The organism is Azonexus hydrophilus DSM 23864 (genome assembly GCF_000429605.1).
Taxonomy (GTDB): domain Bacteria; phylum Pseudomonadota; class Gammaproteobacteria; order Burkholderiales; family Rhodocyclaceae; genus Azonexus; species Azonexus hydrophilus.
Genome location: NZ_AUCE01000012.1, coordinates 79838 through 101130 on the forward strand (window position 1 = coordinate 79838; position 21293 = coordinate 101130).

A 21293-nucleotide genomic window follows, 5' to 3' on the forward strand; every position below is an offset into this window, starting at 1 on the left:
GCATGGGCCCGTCCGGCCCGCTTGCCGGGCGCACCATCGTCGTCACCCGGCCGCGCGCCCAGGCGGCGCCATTGGCCAAGATGATCGCCGCGGCCGGCGGCAATGCCCTGCTATTTCCCCTGCTGGAAATCGCGCCGGCCGACGATGCTGGCGGTTTGAGCCAGGCGGCGGCGCAACTTGCGGAATATTCGCTGGCGGTTTTCGTCAGCCCGAACGCTGTCCGCCATGCCTTGCCTGTGCTGCTTGTCGGTCGTGCCTGGCCGGCCGGTGTACCGGCGGCGGCTGTCGGTCCGGGGACCGTCGCTGCGCTGGCCGATGCCGGCGTACCAAACTGTCTGGTGCCGGCCGCGCGTTACGATTCCGAGGGGCTGCTCGAACTCCCCGAACTGGCCGCCGACAGAATGGCCGGCCAGCGGATCGCCATCTTCCGCGGCGACGGCGGGCGCGAGCTGCTGGCCGATACCTTGCGCGCCCGCGGGGCGCAGGTCGATTGCATCACTGCTTACCGGCGTAGCGGGCCGGCCGGCAGCTTTGACGTCCTGCTCGAAGCCTGGCGCGGCCAGCGACTGGATGCGCTGGTGGTGTCGAGCAGCGAGGCCCTGCATTATCTGGTCGCCGGCCTGGACGAGGCCGGGCGGGCCTGTCTGATGGAAACGCCGCTGTTCGTTCCGCATGCGCGGATCGCCGAGACTGCCCAGGTGCTCGGTTTGCAACGCATCATCCTGACCGCAGCCACTGACAGCGGCCTGATTGAAGGATTACTTGCTTATAATTGGTCAGCATGAACGCCGAAACTCCTTCCTCTCCCGTTTCCGATCCGGATCTCCCGCCTGTCGTTCCCGCCCGGGCGCGCAAGGGCATTGCCGTCTGGGTGCTGCCGGTGCTCGTCCTGGCCGGCCTGCTGGCCTGGCACTGGTTCGAAACGCGTCAGCAGATCAACGAACTGCGCCAGGGTGTCTCGCGCCAACTGGCCGATGCCGCCGTCACCTCGCGCAACGATGCTCAGATCGATCAGCAACTGTTGCAGCGGGCCAAGGCGCTTGACGAGCGACTGGCTGCCGTCGAACAGCGACTGGCCGAAACCCGGGACCAGGAGGCTGTGCTCCAGACCCTGTTCCAGGATGTGGCCAAGGGCCGCGAGGAGGCCGAGTTGCTCGAAATCGAGCAGGCCGTGACGCTGGCCGTTCAGCAGATCCAGCTGGCCGGCAACGTGCCGGTCGCGCTGCTTGCCCTGCGTTCGGCGGATGCGCAACTGGCCCGGCTCGACAAGGCCCGCCATCTGCCGCTGCGCAAGGCCCTGGCTGCCGACATCGCCCGCCTGAACGAGTTGCCGCTGGTCGATGTGCCGGGCATCAGCCTGCGTCTGGAGCAGATCGTCGCCGGCATCGACAAGTTTCCCTTTGCCGTCCATGGCCGGCCGGTGGAAGCCGCAGCCGAAGCGGCGGCCGACGAAGTGTCGGCGCTGCCGTGGTGGCGTCTGGTACTCGCCGACCTGTGGCAGGAAACGCGCAGCATGATCCGCATCCAGCGCTTCGACCGCGAGGAGCCGGCCCTGCTGGCGCCGGGGCAGGGCTTCTTCCTGCGCGAAAACCTCAGGCTGCGCCTGCTCAGCGCTCGTCTGGCGCTGTTTGCCCGCGAGCAGCGGACCTTCCGCAACGAGCTGACCGTTGCCGGCAGCTGGCTGGAAAAGTATTTCTCGACCGAGGACCGTGCCGTCCAGGCCGCCATCGAGCAGATCAAGGCGCTGTCTGCGGCCGAGATCGTCATCGACCTGCCCGACCTGCGCGCCAGCCAGCAGGCGCTGCTGACCCTGCGTGAAGAAAAGGTGGCGCGGTGAGAGGATTGTTCTGGGTCGTCGCGCTGTTTGCCCTGGCGGTGGCGGTCGCGCTCGGCGCCAGCATGAACGACGGCTATGTGCTGATCGTGCTGCCGCCCTGGCGGGTCGAGGTTTCGCTCAATTTCCTGTTGCTGGCCTTGCTGCTGGCCTTTGTCGTCTTCTACGCGCTGTTGCGCGCCTTGTCGCTGACCTTCGGCATGCCCCAGCGGGTGGCCGAGTATCGTCGGCGGCGCCAGCGGGAAAAATCCGGACAGATTTTCCAGGATGCCGTGCGTTTCCTGTTCGAAGGCCGTTTCGGGCAAGCCCTGAAGCGTGCCGGTGAAGCCTACGAGGCCGGCCGGGCGCCGGCGCTGGCCGCCCTGATCGCCGCGCGCGCGGCCCAGCGCCTGGGTGAGCCGAAGCGTCAGCAGGAATGGCTGGACAAGGCCAAGCAGCAGGATGCGCGCAACGAATCGGCGACGCTGATGCTGGAAGCCGAAATGCTCAACGAAGCGCGGCGTTTTCACGAGGCGCTGCGGGTCCTGCAACGGTTGCAGCAGCGCGAGGGCCGGCATATCGCGGCCTTGCGTCTGGAACTGCGTGCCCGCCAGGGTAGCGGCGACTGGGATGGCGCCTTGAAATTGCTGCGCCAGCTGGCCAAGCGCGATGCCCTGCCGGCCGACATGGTCCGGCCCTTGGCGACCAAGGCCCATCTGGCCAATCTGGCGCGTTGTGGCGACGATCGCGATGCCCTGATCGCCTATCTGCGCCAGGTGCCGGCCGACGAGCGTGGGGTCGAGGTCGTGCTGGCGGCAGCCAAGGGGCTGGCGGCAGCGGCGGCCGATGACGAGGCGCAACGATTGATCGAGGGCATGCTCGACCAGGACGACGAGGAAGTCTGGCAGAGCGAGCTGGTGTCCATCTACGGTCGCCTGGGCGGCGGCGACCAGATGTCGCGCATCGCCCGGGGCGAGACCTGGTTGCGGCAGCGCCCGGATCATGCCGGATTATTGCTGGCGCTGGGGCGGATGTGCGTCCGTCAGCGCTTGTGGGGCAAGGCGCAGAGTTACCTGGAAGCATCGCTGTCGGTCGAGGAGACGCAGGCGGGGCATCTGGAACTGGCGCGTCTGGGCGATCAGCTCGAACGGGTCGACGAGGCCAACCGGCATTACCGCGCCGCGGTACGGCCGGACAATGGCGAAAAATAAAACGCGGAGGAGTGGGAAGTGCTGAATATCGACATGCGCAAGATCTACAACTTTTACCCTGTCGAGCCGGCACCCGCGCCCGATGCCTTGCCCACTGGCGGCGATATCTACTACGAATGCCTGGATTGCACGGTGATCGTCAATTCCGTGCCGCACATCAAGGCCGCCTGCGCCTGCGGCAATCTGCAGGGCGGCGGCGGCAAGCTCGAGATCAAGGACCCGGTGCGCGTCCGGGTCGTCAAGGGCAAGCTGAAGTAAGGCTTACGCCCAGTCCTGCGGCTGCAGGAAGACTGCGTAGAGTTCGGCCTCGGGCGTGCCGGCTTCCGGCTGCCAGTCGTAGCGCCATTTGACGATGGGCGGTAGTGACATCAGGATGGATTCGGTGCGGCCGCCGGATTGCAGGCCGAACAGCGTGCCCCGGTCCCAGACCAGATTGAATTCGACATAACGACCGCGCCGGTAGGCCTGGAAGTCGCGCTCGCGCTCGCCGTAGGGCGTGTCGCGGCGCTTGGCCAGCACCGGCAGATAGGCCTGGGTGAAGGCATTGCCGACGGCCTGGGTCAGGCTGAAACAACGTTCGAAACCGCCCTCGTTGAGGTCGTCGAAAAAGACGCCGCCGACACCGCGTGGTTCGTTGCGGTGCTTGAGGAAGAAATACTCGTCGCACCATGTCTTGTATTTCGGATAGACCTCGTCGCCGAAGGGTGCGAGGGCATCACGGCAGGTGCGGTGGAAGTGCTGCACATCCTCGCGCTGGCCGTAATAGGGCGTCATGTCCATGCCGCCGCCGAACCACCAGACATCGTCCTCGCCTTCCTTGGTGGCGACGAAGCAGCGCACGTTCATGTGCGCCGTCGGGCAGTAGGGATTGCGCGGGTGCAGCACCAGCGACACGCCCATCGCTTCCCAGGCGCGGCCGGCCAGTTGCGGGCGCACGGCGGTGGCCGAAGCCGGCAGCGACTTGCCGGTGACGTGCGAGAAATTGACACCGCCGCGTTCGAAGAAGGCGCCTTCCTCGATCAGTCGGGAAATGCCACCGCCGCCTTCCGGGCGGACCCAGGAATCGGTGCGAAAGGGCTGGCCGTCGAACGCTTCGAGCTCGCCGACGATGCGGGCCTGCAGGCCGGTGAAGTAATCCTTGAGGCGGGTGGTGTCCATCTTGTCTCCGTGGGGTAAAAAAACGGGCGGCTCATTGGCTGGAATGAGCCGCCCGTCGTCATGGGGTTCAGGCCGTACTTAGCGGTTGATTGCCCGGTAACCGATGTCTTTGCGGTACTGCATGCCGTCCCAGCTGATCTGGACGGCAGCCTCGTAGGCCGCCTTCTGCGCCAGCTTGACGTTCTCGCCCAGCGCCGTGACGCAGAGGACGCGACCGCCGGCGGTGACCACCTGGCCGTCCTTGTCGGCCGTGCCGGCGTGGAAGACGTGCGCATCTTCGCCAAAGCTGTTGCCGGCCGGGAGGCCGATGATGGCGTCGCCCTTTTTCGGCGTTTCCGGGTAGTTGGCGGCAGCGAGAACGACGCCGAGCGCGACGCGACGGTCCCATTCGGCCTCGACCTGGTCGAGCGTGCCGGCGATGCCGTGTTCGAGCAGTTTGACGAAGTCGGACTTGAGGCGCATCAGGATCGGCTGGGTTTCCGGGTCGCCCATGCGGCAGTTGAATTCCAGGGTCTTGACCGAGCCGTCCTTGCTGATCATCAGGCCGGCGTAGAGGAAGCCGGAGAACGGAATGCCGTCGGCCGCCATGCCGCGCACCGTCGGCAGGATGATCTCGCGCATCGCCTTGGCGTGGATTTCCGGGGTGACGCAGGGCGCCGGCGAATAGGCGCCCATACCGCCGGTGTTCGGGCCCTGGTCGCCGTCGAAGATGCGCTTGTGGTCCTGGCTGGAGGCCAGCGGCAGGACGTTCTTGCCGTCGACCATGACGATGAAGCTGGCTTCCTCGCCATCGAGGAATTCCTCGATGACGACGCGGGCACCGGCATCGCCCAGCTTGTTGCCGGACAGCATGTCGTCGATGGCGGCGTGCGCTTCCTCGAGTGTCATGGCAACGACGACGCCCTTGCCGGCGGCGAGGCCGTCGGCCTTGATGACGATGGGCGCGCCCTTCTTGTCGATGTAGGCGTGGGCGGCGGCGACGTCGGAGAAGGTCTCGAATTCGGCCGTCGGGATGTTGTGGCGAGCCATGAAGCGCTTGGCGAAATCCTTGGAGGATTCGAGCTGCGCCGCTGCCTTGGTCGGGCCGAATATCTTCAGGCCGCGGGCGCGGAAGACGTCGACGACGCCAGCCGCCAGCGGCGCTTCCGGACCGACCAGGGTCAGGTGGATCTTGTTTTCTTCGGCAAAGTCGGCGAGCGCCTGCGGGTCGGTGAGGTTCAGGTTTTCCAGCTCGTGCTCGCGCGCCGTGCCGGCGTTGCCCGGCGCGACATAGACCTTCTGCAGGCCCGGCGTCTTGGCCAGGCGCCAGGCCATGGCGTGTTCACGACCGCCGGAACCGATGACGAGGAGTTTCATGCTTTATTCCTTGTTAATGCCTGAAATGACGCGCACCCGTGAACACCATGGCGATGCCGTGTTCGTCGGCGGCGGCGATGACTTCCTCGTCGCGCATCGAGCCGCCCGGCTGGATGACGGCGACGGCGCCGGCTTCAGCCAGCACGTCGAGGCCGTCACGGAACGGGAAGAAGGCGTCGGAGGCGACGACCGAACCCTTGAGTTCGAGGCCGGCGTTCTGCGCCTTGATACAGGCGATCTTGGTCGAATCGACGCGGCTCATCTGGCCGGCGCCGACACCCAGGGTCATGCCGTCGCCACAGAAGACGATGGCGTTGGACTTGACGAACTTGGCGACGCGCTCGGCGAAGAGCAGGTCTTCGATCTGGCGCAGGGTCGGCTGGACCTTGGTGACCACCTTCAGATCCTTGACCTGGGCGGTGAAGTCGTCGGCCGTCTGCACCAGCAGACCACCGCCGACGCGCTTGAGTTCGAGTTTGTTCAGTTCGCGGCCGAGCGGTACCACCAGCACGCGCAGGTTGGCCTTGGCCGCCAGCGCAGCCTTGGCTTCAGCGGTGAAGGACGGGGCGATCAGCACTTCGACGAAGTGCTTGCGTTCATTCATGGCGTTGACGATGTCGATGCCGACTTCGCCGTTGAAGGCGATGATGCCGCCGAAGGCCGAGGTCGAATCGGTCAGGAAGGCTTTTTCGTAGGCGCGCACCAGGGCGCTGTCGACCGCCACGCCGCACGGGTTGGCGTGCTTGATGATGACGCAGGCCGGGGCGTCGAAGGCCTTGACGCATTCCCAGGCGGCATCGGAGTCGGCGATGTTGTTGTACGACAGTTCCTTGCCCTGCAGTTGGGTGTAGGCGGCAATGCTGCCGGCCAGCGGCGTGGTGTCGCGGTAGAAGGCAGCTTGCTGATGGGAATTCTCGCCGTAGCGCAGGATTTCGGTGCGGTCGAAGGCCAGTTGCAGCTTGGCCGGGAACAGTGACGGCACCGGTGCGGCGGCTTCAGGCTGGGCTTCAGCGCCGTCGTCGAGGCCGGTCAGCCAGTTGGCGATCATGCTGTCGTAGCGGGCGGTGTGGGTGAACGCCTTCTTGGCCAGGTTGAAGCGGGTGCCCAGTTGCAGGGCGCCGCCGTTGGCCTTCATTTCGTCGAGCAGCGGCTGGTAGTCGGTCGGATCGGTGACGATGGCGACGCCGGCGTAGTTCTTGGCCGACGAGCGGACCATGGCCGGACCGCCGATGTCGATGTTCTCGATGGCGTCGGCCAGCGTCACGCCGGTCTTGGCGATGGTGGCGGCGAAGGGGTAGAGGTTCACGCAGACCAGGTCGATGGTCGGGATGCCGTGTTCTTCGATGGTCGCCAGGTGTTCCGGCAGGTCGCGACGGGCGAGGATGCCGCCGTGCACCTTCGGATGCAGGGTCTTGACGCGGCCGTCGAGCATTTCCGGGAAGCCGGTGTAGTCGCCGATTTCGGTGACGGCCAGGCCGGCGTCGCGCAGCATCTTGGCGGTGCCGCCGGTGGACAGCAACTTGACACCCTGGGCGGCCAGGCCTTGGGCGAATTCGAGTACACCCGTCTTGTCGGAGACGGAAATCAGCGCTTGCTTGATGGTCATGGTGGTCCGGATTTACAGTAGTTGATGTTCGGTAAGCTTCTTGCGCAGCGTGTTGCGGTTGATGCCGAGCATCTCCGCAGCCAGCGTCTGGTTGGTGCCGGCCTTGGCCAGGACCAGTTCCAGCATCGGTTTTTCCACGCTCTTCAGGACCATGTCGTAGATTGCCGCCGGCTTTTCGCCGTCGAGGTCCCGGAAATACTGCTCCAGTGCGTTGATCACGCACCGCCCCAAGTCATGTTGGCTCATGCTGCCAACGCCTCCTCTAGTGTCTTGTTTTCTTCGTATTGCAGATGATCGTGTTCTTCCGCGTATTGCTGGAAGAACTGGTCAACGGCTTCCCGCTGCGCCTCGACGGTCGGCAGCGTGTTCATCATCTTGCGGAACGCCGCCGAGCCGACCAGGCCCTTGGTGTACCAGGAGATGTGCTTTCTGGCGACCTTGACCCCCGTGTCCAGGCCGTAGAAATCGTAGAGGTCTTCGAGATGCGCAAGCAGGATCGCGTGGATCTCGGAAACCGGTGCCGGCGCCATTTTTTCGCCGGTCTTCAGATAATGTTCGATCTCGCGGAACAGCCACGGCCGGCCCTGGGCGGCGCGGCCGATCATGATGCCGTCGGCACCGGTGTGGTCGAGCACATGTTTGGCTTTTTCCGGCGTCGTGATGTCGCCGTTGGCGATCACCGGAATGCGGATCAGCGTCTTGACCATGGCGATGGTGTCGTATTCGGCCTCGCCGGTGTATTGCTGGCAGCGCGTCCGGCCGTGGATGGCGACGGCGCGCACGCCGGCGCTCTCGGCGATGCGGGCGATGGTCGGCGCGTTGCGGTTGGCCAGGTTCCAGCCGGTGCGGAATTTCAGCGTCACCGGGGTGTCCGGGACGGCGCCGACGACGGCGTCGAGGATGCGGCCGACTAGGGCCTCGTCCTGCATCAGCGCCGAACCGGCCATCACGTTGCAGACCTTCTTGGCCGGGCAGCCCATGTTGATGTCGATGATCTGAGCGCCGTTATCGACGTTGTGACGGGCCGCTTCGGCCATCATCCTGGGGTCGGCACCGGCAATCTGCACCGAGATCGGCGCCACTTCGCCGACGTGGTTGGCGCGGCGCAGCGTCTTGGCGCTGCCGTAGAGCAGCGAGTTCGAGGTGACCATCTCGGAGACGGCCAACCCGGCGCCCAACTTCTTGCACAATTGGCGGAAAGGACGATCGGTCACGCCCGCCATCGGTGCAACGAAGAGGTTGTTTCGCAAGGTAAAACCGGCAAATTCCATGGGCGACGAATGGGCGCAACAGCGGCGCCGGGCAGATCAGGGGAAGCCGTGAATTCTACCTGATCCGGCGCCTAAAAAATAGTCAAATCGTCAGACTCAGGGTTAACAGCAATGCGAACACCAGTTGCAGGCCGGCGGTTGCTGCCAGCAAGCCGTTGAAGCCTGGGCCCGGCGTTTCCCGCCAGAAACGGCGGATCAGCCACAGCGCAAGCGGCAGCGACAGCAGCGGCCAGACGGTGCCGCCGAGCAGCAGCAGGTAGGGCGAAAGGAGTTCGCCGGCGTACAGCCAGCGTGTCGCCGGCCGGCCGAGGCGTACGGCCAGCGTGCGCTTACCGCTGGTGGCATCGCTGTCGAGGTCGCGGTAATTGTTGACGGTGATCACCGCCGCCGCCAGCAGGCCCAGTTGAAGGCCGGCCAGCAGCGCCGCCGGGCTCAGCGCCAGGGTTTGCAGGTAGTAGCTGCCGCCGACGGCGACCACGCCGAAGAAGGCGATCACGAAGAGTTCGCCCAGCGGTCCGTAGGCAATCGGCCTCGGGCCGCCGGTATAGGCCCAGCCGGCGGCCAGCGAGCACAGGCCGATGGCGACGATGGGCCAGCCGCCGTGGCTGGCCAGATAGATGCCGCAGGCGAAAGCCAGGGCGAAGCTGGTCAAGGCGCCGGTGCGGACTGCTGCCGGCGTCAGCCAGCCTTCGGCGGTGGCGCGCGGTGGCCCGATGCGGCCTGGTTGGTCAGTGCCGCGCAGGAAATCGCCGACATCGTTGAACAGGTTGGTGCCAATCTGGATCAGCGCCGCGCCGAAAAGCGCTAGCAGTAATGGTAACCAGAGCAGTTGGCCGTTCTGCTGCCAAGCGATGGCGGTGCCGACGATCACTGGCGATAGCGAGACAGTCAGGGTCTTCGGGCGGCAGGCGAGGAGCCAGGCGGTGCTTTTCTTCATTTGGTGCAGACCGGGGGCGAATGGTGCGACATTAGCTTAGGCTTCGCGCATTCGCCTTGGTTTGGATCAAGGCCAAGCGCGGGCGCCCCAGATCATGCGTTTGGCAACGAAATGGCGGGCCGGCGGGAAGACGTCGAGCGCCAGCAGGCCGAGGCCGCGGGCCAGTCTGAGCGGCGCGCAGTCGTTGGAGAAGGCCTTGACCACCTTGTCGGTGAAGAAGGCGCCGCCTTCGCGGTCGAGCCGGCGGCTGGCGGCGTAGGCAGCAAGGTCGATGCCGGCGACGCCGTCTTTAAGGAGTTGGTCGGCGAGTTGCCAGGCGTCGCGCAGGCCGAGGTTGAACCCCTGGCCGGAAACCGGGTGCAAGGTCTGTGCGGTGTTGCCGATCCACACTTCGCGGCCCCGGTGCAACTGGTCGCGCAGGCGCAGGGCGAGCGGGAAACGGCTGCGCTTGCCAGGCTTGGCGAAGCGCATGCTGCGGCCGAACTGGGCGCTCAGCGCGGCGACGAACGCGTCGTCGTCTAGCGCCATGACGGCGTCGGCCTTGGCCGGCGGCAGCGTGAACACGATCGAGTATTCGTCGCCCAACGGCAGCAGCGCCAGCGGGCCGTCCGGGGTGAAGCGTTCCCAGGCGCGGCGGGCATTCCCCGGCGTCGGCGTGACTTCGCAGATGACCGCGTGCTGGACGTAGTCGCTGACCGTGACGCCGGCTTCATCGCCCGGCGTGCCTTCGGCATGGACCAGCAGGCGGCAACGGATACGGCGCAGCTTGCCGGCGTGGCGCAGGGCGACGGTGGCGCCGTCGCTGTCGGCGGTGATGTCGATGATTTCCGCCTCGGTCAGCCGCGCGTCGTCGGCCAGCCGGGCGGCCAGTGCGGCGGCGAGGTCGCGGTAGCGGACGACGTAGCCGAGCGCCGGCAGCTTGTAGTCGCTGCGGTCGATCAGCGTGCGGCCGAAGCCGCCTTTCTGCGAGACGTGGATGGTCTCGATCGGCGTCGCTGCCCGCGTCGGCCAGCCGCCGAGTTGTTCGAGCAGTTCGCGGGCGCCGTGCGACAGCGCCAGGGCGCGAGGGTCGGCTTGCAGCGCGGCCGGTGGGCGCCGGTCGACGAGCAGCGACTGCTGGCCGCCGGCTGCCAGTGCCAGGTGCAGTGTCATGCCGACCGGGCCGGCGCCGACGATCAGGATGTCGACGTTTTCAACAGCTTCAGTCATGGCGCATCACTTCCTCGATTTCGGCCACCGTCTTCGGCGCTGTCGTATAGACATCGCAGCCGTCGGTCGTGACGCGCACGTCGTCCTCGATGCGGATGCCGATGCCGGCCAGTTCGGTGGGCACGTCGGCGCCCGGGCGGATGTACAGGCCGGGTTCGACGGTGATGGTCATGCCCGGTTGCAGCGTCGTCCAGTCGTTGCCGATCTTGTATTCGCCGGCGTCGTGCACGTCCAGGCCGAGCCAGTGGCCGGTGCGGTGCATGTAGAAACGGCGGAAGTCGCCCTTCTCGATCAGGGTGTCGACGCTGCCGGTCAGCAGTTTCAGGTCGACCAGGCCCTGCGTCAGCACGCGCACGGCGGCGTCGTGCGCTTCCATGAAGTGGCGGCCGGGCGCCGTGGCGGCGATGGCGGCGGCCTGGGCGGCCAGCACGATCTCGTACACATCCTTCTGTGCCGGCGTGAAGCGGCCATTGACCGGGAAAGTGCGGGTGATGTCGGCGGCGTAGCCTTCGACTTCGCAGCCGGCGTCGATCAGCACCAGCGTGTGGTCGTTCAAGAGCTTGTTGTTCTCGACGTAATGCAGCACGCAGGCGTTGGCGCCGCCGGCGACGATGGGTGTGTAGGCGTGGCCGTCGGCGCCGCGTTTGCGGAATTCGTAGGACAGTTCGGCTTCCAGCTCGTATTCGGCCATGCCCGGGCGGCAGGCGTGCATGGCGCGGGCGTGGCCGGCGCTGGCGATGTCGGCGGCGCGCTGCATGGTGGCCAGTTCGGCCTTGTCCTTGATCAGGCGCATGGCGTCGAGTTCGGCGCGCAGGTCGTGGATCGCGCGCGGCGCGCGCTTGCCGGCGCGGGCCTGGGCGCGGACTTCGTTCAAGGCCCTGGCGATGCGCGCATCCCAGGCCTCGTCGTGGCCGACGGCATGCCACAGCGTGTCGCGGTCGACCAGCAGTTCGGGCAGTTTTTTGTCCAGTTGTTCGATCGAGTATGCGGCGTCGAAGCCGAAGGCGCTTTTCGCGGCTTTCGGACCATAGCGGTAGCCGTCCCAGATTTCGCGTTCTTCGTGCTTGTCGCGGCAGAACAGGATGGACTTCGGTTTATTGCCGCCGACCAGCACGACCACTGCCTCCGGCTCGGGGAAGCCCGACAGGTACCAGAAATAGCTGTCGAAACGGTAGGGATAGTGCGCGTCGCGGTTGCGCACGACCTCCGGTGCCGTCGGGATGATGGCGACGCCGTCGCTTATGGTTTTGAGCAGGCGTCGGCGGCGGGTGAGGTAATGGGCGTGAGTCATTCAGTCGGTGTCTTTCTTCTCGATTCGTTGCTGCGCATGTTCGATCTGCCGGATGCTGCGCTCGGGCGTCGGCAGGTCTTCCGGCATGGTACCGCCGAGTTCCTTGATCGTCTCGCGCACTTTTCGGCCGACGGCGAGGTGGGTCAGGTTCGCCTCCTGCTTGCCTTTGACCCCGTCGCGGCGCAATTTCTCCTCGGTTTGCGTGGCGCGGAACAGGTTGGCGGCCAGTTCGGTGCTGCCCATGTGGTCGAGGATTTTCTGGCTTTTCTTCAAGCCCTTGCGGGCGTGGATGGCCTTGGCCCCCAGGCCGCCGTACAGGCCGCGATAGCCGTGGTCCTGGAAAACGGCGAAGTCGAGGCCACTTTCGACGCCGGCCTCGGCGGCAGCGGCAGCAAGGTATTTGTTGTGTTGTGCGAGTTCGTTGCGGATGGCGAGCCGCTTCTCGTCTTCGCTCAGTTGCCCGAAGGCGGTGTCGTTCGCCAGTTCCTGGCGGCGGGTCTGGATGGCAAAGTAAGTCTGGCCGTTGGCAATGACCGGCTTCGAGGGGTCGCCGTTCTGGACGATCAGGTAGCAGGCGTAGCGGGAGAGGCGGATGTCTTCGATCTGCCGTTTTGCCCCCGAGCCGATGTCGACCATTGTGAGGACATCCTCAAAATGGTCGGAAACAGCTTGGCCGCTTTGTTCACAGGCTATCCTAGCGCGTTCGATGGCGGGAAGAAAGTGTCGGTATTGCGAATAATCCAGTGCTGTTGCCAGTTTGCGGGCCAGCCAGTATTCGTTGCCGGCGTCGTCAAGTTGGCGCAGGCCTTCAAAGCTGGCATGGTGCTGGCGGGAAACGGGTGAGTCGGTCATCGCTGCATTCCTCCAGGGGTTGAAAGCGCCATGCTATTGGAATTTAACCTGCCTGTGCTGCGCGCAATTCGGCATCCAATTCGGCGAGCCGTTGTGGCGTACCCACGTCGACCCAGCGGCCGGCGTGATGTTCCCCGGTCAGCGTGCCGGCGGCAATCGCCGCGTCGAGCAGCGGGCGCAGCTTCATCGGCTGGTTGGCCGGCACATGGTCAAACATGGCCGGGGAAAAGACGCCGATGCCGGCGTAGGTGAGCGTTTGCTCACCGCTGGCGGGAACGATCCGTTCGTCGGCCAGCGAGAAGTCGCCGCCGCCGTGGTGGGCGGGGTTGTCGACCAGCAGCAGGCGGGCGCCGCCGGGCGGGCAGCCGCGCGCGGCGAAAGTTGGGAAATCGACGTCGCAGTAGACGTCGCCATTGATCACCAGGAAGGGCGCGTCGCCGAGTCGCGGCAAGGCGCGGGCGATGCCGCCGGCGGTTTCCAGCGCGCCCGGCGGTTCCGGAGAATAGGCGATGCTGAGTCCCCACTTCGATCCGTCGCCCAGCACGGCCTCGATCTTCTCACCGAGGTGGGCGTGGTTGATGACGACCTCGCTGAAACCGGCGGCGGCCAGTTTCTCCAGGTGCCAGACGATCAGCGGCTTGCCGCCGGCTTCAAGCAGCGGCTTCGGCGTGTGGTCGGTCAGCGGCCGCATGCGTTCGCCGCGGCCGGCGGCGAGGATCATCGCTTTCATCGCGGCCTAGCGGCGGTAGCCGATCTGCTCGGTGTTGCCTTCGAGCTTGTCGAGCAGGTTGAGCAGCGGCTTGAGCGGGATGTAGCGGCTGGCCGTCTTGCGCGCGTAGTTCATGAAGCGCGGCAGGTCCTCGCTGTATTTTTCCTTGCCGTCGCGGTACTTGAGGCGGCAGAAGATGCCGAGCACCTTGAGGTGGCGCTGCAGGCCCATCAGCTCGTAGTCGCGCCAGAAATCGCCGAAGTCGTTGCGCACCGGCAGGCCGGCGGCGCGGGCCTTTTCCCAGTAGCGGACGACCCAGTCGATTTCCTGTTCTTCTTCCCAGGAGATGAAGGCGTCGCGGAACAGCGAGACGACGTCGTAGGTGATCGGGCCATAGACTGCGTCCTGAAAGTCGATGATGCCCGGCGTCAGCGTCTGCGCGCTTTCGACGACCATCAGGTTGCGCGGCATGAAGTCGCGATGGACGAAGACCTTGGGCTGGTTGAGCGCCGAATTGATCAGGAACTTGAAGGTCCGGTCGAGCATCAGCAACTCGCTGGTGTCGAGCTGGACGCCGAGGTGGCGGCCGACAAACCATTCGGGGAAGAGGTCGAGTTCGCGGCGCAGCAGGGTTGCGTCGTAGGGCGGCAGCGTCGCGGCGGTCGACGATAGCTGCCATTTGACGAGCACGTCGAGCACCGGGCGGATCAGCGTGTCGGCCAGCGACAAGTCGGCGTTGAGCGCGTCGAGGTAGCCGATGCGGCCGAGGTCGGTGAGCACCAGGAAGCCGTTGTCGAGGTCCTGGTCGAGGATGCGCGGTGCCGCCAGGTCGGCCCTGGCGAGCAGGCCGGCGACCTTGATGAAGGGTTTGCAGTCTTCTTTTTCGGGTGGTGCGTCCATCAGGATGCGCGTGCTGCCGTCCGGCCAGGTCAGGCGGAAATAGCGGCGGAAGCTGGCGTCGGCGGACGCTGGCGTGATGGAAACGGACTGTTCGGGGAAGCGACTGGCAACCCAGTCGGTAACAAGTTGATCGCGCGACATCGAGTAGTGGACGGTTCGTTGTAAAATGGCGCGATTTTAACACCCGGGCATCGGCCTTTCCGGTCCCGGCTCGCCCAGAATGCTCCGATGACAGGTTTCTCCCGACGTCCGATCGCCGTGCTGGTTTGCTGCCTGTTTGCCGGCACGCAGGGGGTGCATGCGGCTGTGGGAGACCCTGCCTCTCTGGCAACGGAGGGGCGCGGAGCTGTTCAGGACGAGGTTGTCGTTCCGCTGAGACTGGAGCGCAGGCTGGTTGGCAGCGAGAGGAAGCGTTCAGCACCCAAGCTGGCTTCCGTCGGTAGCATCTTGCCGCTCACCGGTGCTGAGGAGCTTCCGCTATTCCTGGTTGCCGACCGGATGGAAGGTGCGGCCGACCAGCGTCTGGTGGCGGAAGGGAACGTCGAATTGCGCAAGTCGGGCATGACCCTGCAGACGGATCGGCTGACGTATCAACACGCTGACGACGAGATCGAAGCGATTGGCGCGGTTCGTTTGACTCGGGGAGCGGCCGAGATCGAGGCCGATTACCTGAAGATGAAGCTGAGCGAACAGCTGGGTTTTGCCGACAAGGCCCGCTACTCGGTCAGCAAGGAAGTCAGCAGCAGGTTCTATCAGGATACCTCGCAGGCGGTCGTCACGGTGACTGGTGCCGGCAACAGTGGCGCGCCGATGATGCTGAATGTCCCACGCGTATATGGCTTGCCGACCGACGCCCCTTCGCCGCGGGAGATTTCTGCCTCGGGAGTCGCCGAGCGGATCGATTTTCTCGGCGAGAACCACATGCGCCTGAATCAGGGGACCTTTTCCACCTGCAAGCCGTCGTCGCCCGATTGGTACCTGAAGGCCGGGGTTCTCGATCTTGATTATGATAGCGATTTCGGTCGTGCCGACGATGCCTCGCTGTGGTTCAAGGGCGTTCCCCTGTTCTATGCGCCGAAAGCCTGGTTCCCGATCAGCAGTGAACGTCGTTCCGGTTTGCTCAGTCCTTCGCTGAAACAATCCACGAAAACCGGCTTCGATGTTGCCTTACCCATCTATTGGAACATTGCACCCAATTACGATGCGACTTTCTATCCGCGCTACATGAGCAAGCGTGGTACTCAGCTGGGTATCGAGACGCGCTATCTGGACGAGTCGTTTGCCGGCGATATCCGTGCTGAATACATCGGTAATGACACCAGTGCGCGTCGTCAGCGCTACGCTTATACAGTCCGCCATCAGCACCAGTTGAGCGAGGCGGTTTCGGCTGCGCTCAACTGGAATGGCGTCTCCGACGATACTTACTGGGAGGACATGTCGTCGCGCCTGTTGCAGACTTCGCAGGTTCAGTTGGAGCGTCGGCTGGCGCTCAACTATGTACCCAGTCCCTGGCTGCAGACCTCGTTGCAGTTGTTGCGTTACCAGACCTTGCAACCGGATGCATCCAATCCGGTCGAGCGTCCTTATTTCCTTGAGCCGCAACTCAATCTGGTCGCCTATCGTCCGAACCTGGCGGGCATGGACTTCACCATGCTTGGCCAGTACTCGCGCTTCACGCACGACGATGTCGCCAACAAGGACAGGGGGGACCGTTTGGTGCTCTATCCGCAGATCAGCCTGCCGATCGTCAGCTCCGCCTTTCAGTTGACGCCGAAGCTGGGCTTGCACATGAGCAGCTATGCGATCGACCGCGCGACGCTGAATGGTGGTGGGCAGGAGCGGATTTCCCGCACGCTGCCGATTTTTTCCCTGGATTCGACGGTGGTTTTCGAGCGCCAGGGTACGGCGTTTGGCCGTACCTACTTGCAGACGCTGGAGCCGAGAATTTACTACGTACGCATTCCGTACAAGGATCAGAGCCGGATTCCGGAATTCGATACGGCGCTCAGCGATTTCAATTTTGCCCAGGTTTTCTCGGAAAATCGCTACAGCGGCCAGGACCGGATCAACGACGCCGATCAATTGACCGTCGCCCTGACCAGCCGGGTGATTGATGAGGCCACGGGGGCCGAGCGTTTCAAGGCCATGGTTGGCCAGCGCTATTATTTCTCCGGGCAGCGGGTTGCCCTGAAAAATGAGACTTCTCGTCCGGAAAAGTTTTCCAACCTGATTGCCTCGGTCAGCGGTCTGGTGGCGCCCAAAACCTATGCAGAAGGGACCTGGGAGTACAACCATGATCAGCATGCCAGCGATCGTTTCTCCGCCGGGGTTCGCTTCCAGCCGGACTACGGCAAGGTGCTCTCGGCTAGTTACCGCTATACCCGGGATCCCCTGACCAACAAGTCAGTGGTCGATCAGATCGATCTGGCAGGTCAGTGGCCGCTTGCCGCTCAGTGGTACGGGATAGGCCGTTTCAACTATTCTCTGCGCGACAAACAGGCGCTTGAGACCATCGGCGGCCTGGAATACAACGCCGGCTGCTGGGCGGTGCGCGGGGTCGTGCAACGCCTGGCAGCAACCTCGGGTTCGCCGAATACCAGTTTCTTCCTGCAATTGGAGTTGCAGGATTTCACCAGCATTGGCTCGAATCCCCTCGGTTTGCTCCGGCGCAGCATTCCCGGCTATGGTAAAACCAACGAATTGCCCAATGATCGCAGTCTGATATCCAACCAGTGATACCCATGCAAAAAACTTTCGCAATCCTGTTCGTTTTCATGTGCAGCCTGTTCGCCTCTTCCGTTCAGGCCCAGGAGCCGGTCGAAGCCGATTACATCGTCGCCGTGGTTGGTGACGGTGTCATTACCCGTAACGAGTTGCGGGCACGCCTGGCCGTAGCCCTGAAGCAACTGGAGCGACAGGGGACGCCCCTGCCCCCCCAGGATGTTCTCGAACGGCAGATGCTCGAACGCATGATCATGGACAGTGCGCAATTTGCCTATGCCAAAGAGAGCGGATTGCGCATCGATGACGTGCAGCTCGATCAGGCAATTGGTCGGATTGCGGCCAACAACAACATGAGCTTGGCGCAGTTCCGTGCCGCACTGCAAAAGGACGGCATCGGCTACAGCGAATTTCGCGAGGAAATCCGCGGCGAGATGATCATGGCGCGCTTGCGTGAGCGTGAGGTAGAGAGCCGTCTCGTGGTTTCGGACAGCGAAATCGACAACTACCTGGCCAATCAGGCAGCCAGTGGTGGCGGCGACGAATACCGACTGGCTCACATCCTGTTGCGGGCGCCGGAATCGGTGACGCCGGAGCAACTAGCCAAGTTGCGTCAACGTGGCGAACAGGCGCAGGCCCGGGCGCGTGCCGGCGAGAATTTTGCCGAATTGACGGCAGTCTACTCCGATGCCCCCGATGCTCTGCAAGGCGGGGAGCTCGGCTGGCGGAAGCTGGATCGTTTGCCGCAACTGTATGCCGAAGCAGCTGCGCGTCTGCAGGCCGGCGGCGTCAGCGACTTGCTGCGCTCATCGGCCGGTTTCCACATCGTCAAACTGCTCGACAAGCGCGGCGGCAATGCGCCGGCTTCGGTCATGCAGACCAATGCCCGTCATGTCCTGATCCGGGTCAACGAGGTTGTGTCCGAAGCCGATGCCCGTCACCGCCTCGAAGCCGTCCGTGAGCGCATCGTCAACGGCATGGATTTCGCCGAGCAGGCGCGGCTTTTCTCGCAGGATGGCTCTGCGGCCAAGGGCGGCGACCTCGGCTGGTTGAATCCGGGCGACACCGTGCCCGATTTCGAGCGGGCGATGGATGCCCTGAAGCCGGGCGAACTCAGCCCGGTCGTCCAGTCGCCGTTCGGCATGCACCTGATCCAGGTCATCGAACGTCGTGAGCGCGATGTCTCGGCCGAACGTCAGCGCTCGGTCGCCCGTCAGGCGATCCGCGAGCGCAAGCTCGACGATGCCTACCAGGACTGGCTGCGTCAGTTGCGCGACCGCACCTACGTCGAAAACCGCCTGGAGCAGCAATGACCGCACCGGTGATCGCCGTTACCAGCGGCGAGCCGGCCGGCATCGGTCCCGAACTCTGTCTCGAGCTTGCCGGCTGGTCCGGCGAAGGGCGTCCGGTCGTTCTCGGCGACCGCGAGCTGCTCGCTCAGCGTGCCGCCATGCTTGGCCTCGACATCGTCCTGCGCGACTATTTGCCCGCCGTTCCGGCCGCGCCCGGCACGCTCGACATCATTCATTTGCCGCTCGCCAAGCCGGCCGAAGCCAGTATCCTTGATGCCGCCAACGGGCCTTACGTGCTGGCGCTGCTCGACCGCGCGCTGGCCGGCTGCCAGTCCGGCGAATTCGCCGCGATGGCAACGGCGCCGGTGCACAAGGGCGTGATCAACGACGCCGGCGTCGCCTTCACCGGCCACACCGAATACCTGGCCGACAAGACCGATACGCCGCTGGTGGTGATGATGCTCGCCGGCGATACCGAACGCGGCCCGCTGCGCGTCGCGCTGGCGACCACGCACCTGCCGCTCAAGGACGTGCCGGCAGCGATTACCGGCGAACTGCTGGAACGCACGCTGCGCATCGTCGACGCCGATCTGAGCGGCAAGTATGGCATCGCCGAACCGCGCATTCTGGTCGCCGGGTTGAATCCGCATGCCGGCGAGGGCGGTTATCTCGGCCGCGAGGAAATCGACATCATCGAACCGGCGCTGGCCCGGCTGCGCGGCGAAGGCCTGCAACTCTCCGGCCCGCATCCCGCCGACACCATGTTCACCCCGCCGGTGCTCGCCGGCGGCGACGCGGTGCTGGCGATGTACCACGACCAGGGCCTGACCGCGCTCAAGTACGCCACCTTCGGCAACGGCATCAACGTCACGCTCGGCCTGCCGATCATCCGCACCTCGGTCGATCACGGCACCGCACTGGCCCTCGCCGGTACCGGCCAGGCCGATGCCGGCAGCCTGTTCGCCGCGGTCAGCGAAGCGGCCAGAATGGCGCAACGGGCAACTGCAAGGAAGCAAGCATGAAGGGACACGTCGCCCGTAAGCGGTTTGGTCAGAATTTCCTGATTGATCAGGGCATCATCGGCGCCATCGTTTCGGCGATCAATCCGGCGCGCACCGACACCGTCGTCGAGATCGGCCCCGGTCTTGGCGCCATCACCATCCCGCTGCTCGAGCGCGTCGACCGTCTGCACGTTGTCGAGATCGACCGCGACCTGATCGCTCGCCTGAAAAAACAGCATACACCCGAGCGCCTGAGCATCCACGAAGGCGATGCGCTGGCTTTCGACTTCGCCAGCATCGGCAGCGACCTGCGCCTGGTCGGCAACCTGCCGTACAACATCTCGACGCCGCTGCTCTTCCACCTTGCCAGCTATGGCCAGCAGGTGCGCGACATGCACTTCATGCTGCAGAAGGAAGTCGTCGAGCGCATGGTCGCCGAACCCGGCTGCGCCGACTACGGCCGGCTGTCGGTGATGCTGCAGTACAGCTTCTGGCTGGAATGGCTGATCGACGTGCCGCCGGAGAGCTTCGATCCGCCGCCCAAGGTCGATTCGGCGGTCGTCCGCCTGATTCCAAAACCGCCGGAACAGATCAATGCCCGCGATCCGGAGCGTCTTTCGGCGCTGGTCCAGGCCGCTTTCGCCCAGCGCCGCAAGATGCTGCGCAACAACCTCAAGGGCATCCTCGACGATGCCGGGTTTGCCGCGCTCGACATCGCCCCGACGCTGCGCCCGGAAGACCTGCCGGTCGAGGATTACGTGCGCATCGCCAACTACCTGACGAACTGATCCGTTCCTGGCAGGTGATCCTGCCCGGCTAAGCGCAAAGAAGGTGGTCGGCGCGGATTACCCGGTTGCGGCCGTTGCGCTTCGCCTCGTACATGGCTGCGTCGGCCTCGTTGTAGGCGGTTGCGAAGGCGGCTCCGGCCGGCATCCAGCTGACGCCGAAGCTGGCAGTGATCCGACTGGCATCGGGCAATGAAAAATCATGGTTGGCGATCATGCTGCGCATGCGCTCAGCAATTTCTTGCGCCTGCAGGTAATTCTGTTGCGGCAGGATCACCGTGAATTCTTCGCCGCCTACCCGACCGATTTCGCCGGGGATTTCCAAGGTTCGCTGCAGGCAATCGACCACTCCGCAGATGACAGCGTCCCCGACTGGGTGGCCGAACCTATCGTTGACTTGCTTGAAGTGGTCGATGTCGAGCACGATCATTGCCATCTCGTTCCGAGCCAGGAAGCGTTCGCCGCGCTCGATGACGGCTGCGCGGTTCAGCGCACCGGAAAGCGAGTCGTGAGTCGCTCGATATTCCAGTTCCCTGGCCAGATCGGCGAGTCGATGGTTGAGCCGGTTCATTTCCAGCTCCTGGCGGTCGCTGTGGCGGATCAACCGGCGGGTTTGCCGCAGCAGTTGATCGTAGTGGCCGACCAATTCGCCAAGCGCAGTACGGTAGATGTCTGTCTCGCCAGCTTCAACGTTGTACACCGCACGGGCGGACATCAGGGCGCAGTTCTCCTGGTCGAACAGATCCGGATTTGACTGAGACATGGTCGTGCTAGGCGGTTTTCACTGGATGATCAAAGAAGGTGATCAGGGGGAAATCGATATGCAACTCCTGGCCAAATTCAAGGATCGTGTCGTCCTCTTCGTCGTGGTACCAGTTGAGCACGATCTCATTGCCCGCAGTTACCGCACTGTTGAATGCTTCGAAAATGTTGAACAGCATTTTGGTGCTGGAACTATTGAAGTAGGCCAGGGAGATGTCGACGGTGATGCGGGTCTGGCTGCAATTGCCCAGGTATTCACGCAGGCGCTTGATGATTTCGCCATAAAAGGCGGCGGCATTTTCGGGGTAGGACTCGCCGCGTATGCTGAGGTGGTGTTTGGCAAAGTCGAAATTCACTTCCGGGGAGCTCGGTGTGGCGCCGATATACAAGGTTTCCATTCTAATTTCTCGCTATTGTCG

At 64.4% G+C, this 21293-nt stretch carries 21 protein-coding genes; 8 read left to right on the forward strand and 13 right to left on the reverse strand.

All coding sequences use genetic code 11. From position 1 onward, the window contains the following. Nucleotides 1-2: 2 nt before the first annotated feature. The 4 genes from G471_RS0104410 to G471_RS0104425 are packed head-to-tail and all read left to right on the forward strand — an operon-like array spanning nucleotide 3 to nucleotide 3282. The gene (locus tag G471_RS0104410; protein ID WP_028994256.1) at nucleotides 3-785 is read left to right on the forward strand and encodes a uroporphyrinogen-III synthase; all 783 of its coding nucleotides are present in this window, start codon (nucleotides 3-5) and stop codon (nucleotides 783-785) included. Continuing rightward, complete coding sequence (locus G471_RS16715) at nucleotides 782-1837, forward strand: uroporphyrinogen-III C-methyltransferase (RefSeq protein ID WP_051295287.1); 1056 nt, start codon at nucleotides 782-784, stop codon at nucleotides 1835-1837. Before G471_RS0104410 ends, G471_RS16715 begins: the two co-directional genes overlap by 4 nt. Continuing rightward, nucleotides 1834-3024 (forward strand): heme biosynthesis HemY N-terminal domain-containing protein, encoded by a 1191-nt coding sequence (locus tag G471_RS0104420; RefSeq protein ID WP_028994257.1) that lies wholly within the window; start codon nucleotides 1834-1836, stop codon nucleotides 3022-3024. Before G471_RS16715 ends, G471_RS0104420 begins: the two co-directional genes overlap by 4 nt. 18 nt (nucleotides 3025-3042) lie before the next feature. Then, the gene (locus tag G471_RS0104425; protein ID WP_028994258.1) at nucleotides 3043-3282 is read left to right on the forward strand and encodes a hypothetical protein; all 240 of its coding nucleotides are present in this window, start codon (nucleotides 3043-3045) and stop codon (nucleotides 3280-3282) included. 3 nt (nucleotides 3283-3285) lie between these two features. Here G471_RS0104425 and hemF read toward each other — a convergent pair whose 3' ends face one another. The 11 genes from hemF to G471_RS0104480 all read right to left on the reverse strand — a co-directional run bounded on the left by hemF (nucleotide 3286) and on the right by G471_RS0104480 (nucleotide 14454). Further along, a complete protein-coding gene (gene hemF, locus G471_RS0104430) occupies nucleotides 3286-4182 on the reverse strand; it encodes an oxygen-dependent coproporphyrinogen oxidase (RefSeq protein ID WP_028994259.1) in 897 nt (298 codons plus the stop codon). Nucleotides 4183-4260: 78 nt separating this feature from the next. Further along, complete coding sequence (purD, locus tag G471_RS0104435; RefSeq protein WP_028994260.1) at nucleotides 4261-5538, reverse strand: phosphoribosylamine--glycine ligase; 1278 nt, start codon at nucleotides 5536-5538, stop codon at nucleotides 4261-4263. A gap of 13 nt (nucleotides 5539-5551) precedes the next feature. Further along, nucleotides 5552-7144: a bifunctional phosphoribosylaminoimidazolecarboxamide formyltransferase/IMP cyclohydrolase gene (purH, locus tag G471_RS0104440; protein WP_028994261.1), complete on the reverse strand. Its 1593-nt coding sequence runs from the start codon at nucleotides 7142-7144 to the stop codon at nucleotides 5552-5554. Between the two features lie 12 nt (nucleotides 7145-7156). Next, the gene (locus tag G471_RS0104445) at nucleotides 7157-7390 is read right to left on the reverse strand and encodes a Fis family transcriptional regulator (protein ID WP_028994262.1); all 234 of its coding nucleotides are present in this window, start codon (nucleotides 7388-7390) and stop codon (nucleotides 7157-7159) included. After that, nucleotides 7387-8415 carry a tRNA dihydrouridine synthase DusB gene (gene dusB, locus G471_RS0104450; RefSeq protein ID WP_028994263.1) on the reverse strand — a complete coding sequence of 343 codons (1029 nt, stop codon included), beginning with the start codon at nucleotides 8413-8415 and terminating at the stop codon, nucleotides 7387-7389. Before dusB ends, G471_RS0104445 begins: the two co-directional genes overlap by 4 nt. Nucleotides 8416-8497: 82 nt before the next feature. Further along, on the reverse strand, nucleotides 8498-9352 hold the full coding sequence (locus G471_RS0104455) for a 1,4-dihydroxy-2-naphthoate polyprenyltransferase (protein WP_028994264.1): 855 nt from the start codon (nucleotides 9350-9352) through the stop codon (nucleotides 8498-8500). A 66-nt stretch (nucleotides 9353-9418) separates the two neighbouring features. Continuing rightward, nucleotides 9419-10561, reverse strand: coding sequence for an FAD-dependent monooxygenase (locus G471_RS0104460; protein WP_028994265.1), 1143 nt, complete (start codon nucleotides 10559-10561; stop codon nucleotides 9419-9421). Next, entirely contained in the window at nucleotides 10554-11852 is a 1299-nt protein-coding gene (locus G471_RS0104465; RefSeq protein WP_028994266.1) for an aminopeptidase P N-terminal domain-containing protein, read from the reverse strand. Before G471_RS0104465 ends, G471_RS0104460 begins: the two co-directional genes overlap by 8 nt. Continuing rightward, nucleotides 11853-12704 carry a DNA damage-inducible protein D gene (dinD, locus tag G471_RS0104470; RefSeq protein WP_028994267.1) on the reverse strand — a complete coding sequence of 284 codons (852 nt, stop codon included), beginning with the start codon at nucleotides 12702-12704 and terminating at the stop codon, nucleotides 11853-11855. A 43-nt stretch (nucleotides 12705-12747) separates the two neighbouring features. Beyond that, on the reverse strand, nucleotides 12748-13434 hold the full coding sequence (murU, locus tag G471_RS0104475) for an N-acetylmuramate alpha-1-phosphate uridylyltransferase MurU (protein ID WP_245580504.1): 687 nt from the start codon (nucleotides 13432-13434) through the stop codon (nucleotides 12748-12750). A gap of 6 nt (nucleotides 13435-13440) precedes the next feature. Then, nucleotides 13441-14454: an aminoglycoside phosphotransferase family protein gene (locus tag G471_RS0104480; protein WP_028994269.1), complete on the reverse strand. Its 1014-nt coding sequence runs from the start codon at nucleotides 14452-14454 to the stop codon at nucleotides 13441-13443. Between the two features lie 87 nt (nucleotides 14455-14541). On the opposite strand from G471_RS0104480, the gene G471_RS16720 reads away from it, so the two are divergent. From G471_RS16720 to rsmA, 4 genes are read left to right on the forward strand one after another with little or no spacing between them, the layout of a single operon-like run. After that, nucleotides 14542-17049: an LPS-assembly protein LptD gene (locus G471_RS16720; protein ID WP_081700102.1), complete on the forward strand. Its 2508-nt coding sequence runs from the start codon at nucleotides 14542-14544 to the stop codon at nucleotides 17047-17049. Nucleotides 17050-17054: 5 nt separating this feature from the next. Next, entirely contained in the window at nucleotides 17055-18347 is a 1293-nt protein-coding gene (locus G471_RS0104490) for a peptidylprolyl isomerase (RefSeq protein WP_088177952.1), read from the forward strand. Next, nucleotides 18344-19348, forward strand: a complete 1005-nt coding sequence (gene pdxA, locus G471_RS0104495; protein WP_028994271.1) for a 4-hydroxythreonine-4-phosphate dehydrogenase PdxA — start codon at nucleotides 18344-18346, stop codon at nucleotides 19346-19348. Before G471_RS0104490 ends, pdxA begins: the two co-directional genes overlap by 4 nt. After that, nucleotides 19345-20115 carry a 16S rRNA (adenine(1518)-N(6)/adenine(1519)-N(6))-dimethyltransferase RsmA gene (gene rsmA, locus G471_RS0104500; protein WP_028994272.1) on the forward strand — a complete coding sequence of 257 codons (771 nt, stop codon included), beginning with the start codon at nucleotides 19345-19347 and terminating at the stop codon, nucleotides 20113-20115. The genes pdxA and rsmA overlap by 4 nt, the downstream gene beginning before the upstream one ends. A gap of 28 nt (nucleotides 20116-20143) precedes the next feature. Here rsmA and G471_RS0104505 read toward each other — a convergent pair whose 3' ends face one another. Together G471_RS0104505 and G471_RS0104510 are read right to left on the reverse strand one after the other, a co-directional pair. Further along, nucleotides 20144-20827: a GGDEF domain-containing protein gene (locus tag G471_RS0104505; RefSeq protein ID WP_211226384.1), complete on the reverse strand. Its 684-nt coding sequence runs from the start codon at nucleotides 20825-20827 to the stop codon at nucleotides 20144-20146. A 55-nt stretch (nucleotides 20828-20882) separates the two neighbouring features. Next, nucleotides 20883-21272, reverse strand: a complete 390-nt coding sequence (locus tag G471_RS0104510) for a DUF1987 domain-containing protein (protein ID WP_028994274.1) — start codon at nucleotides 21270-21272, stop codon at nucleotides 20883-20885. Nucleotides 21273-21293: the final 21 nt, after the last annotated feature.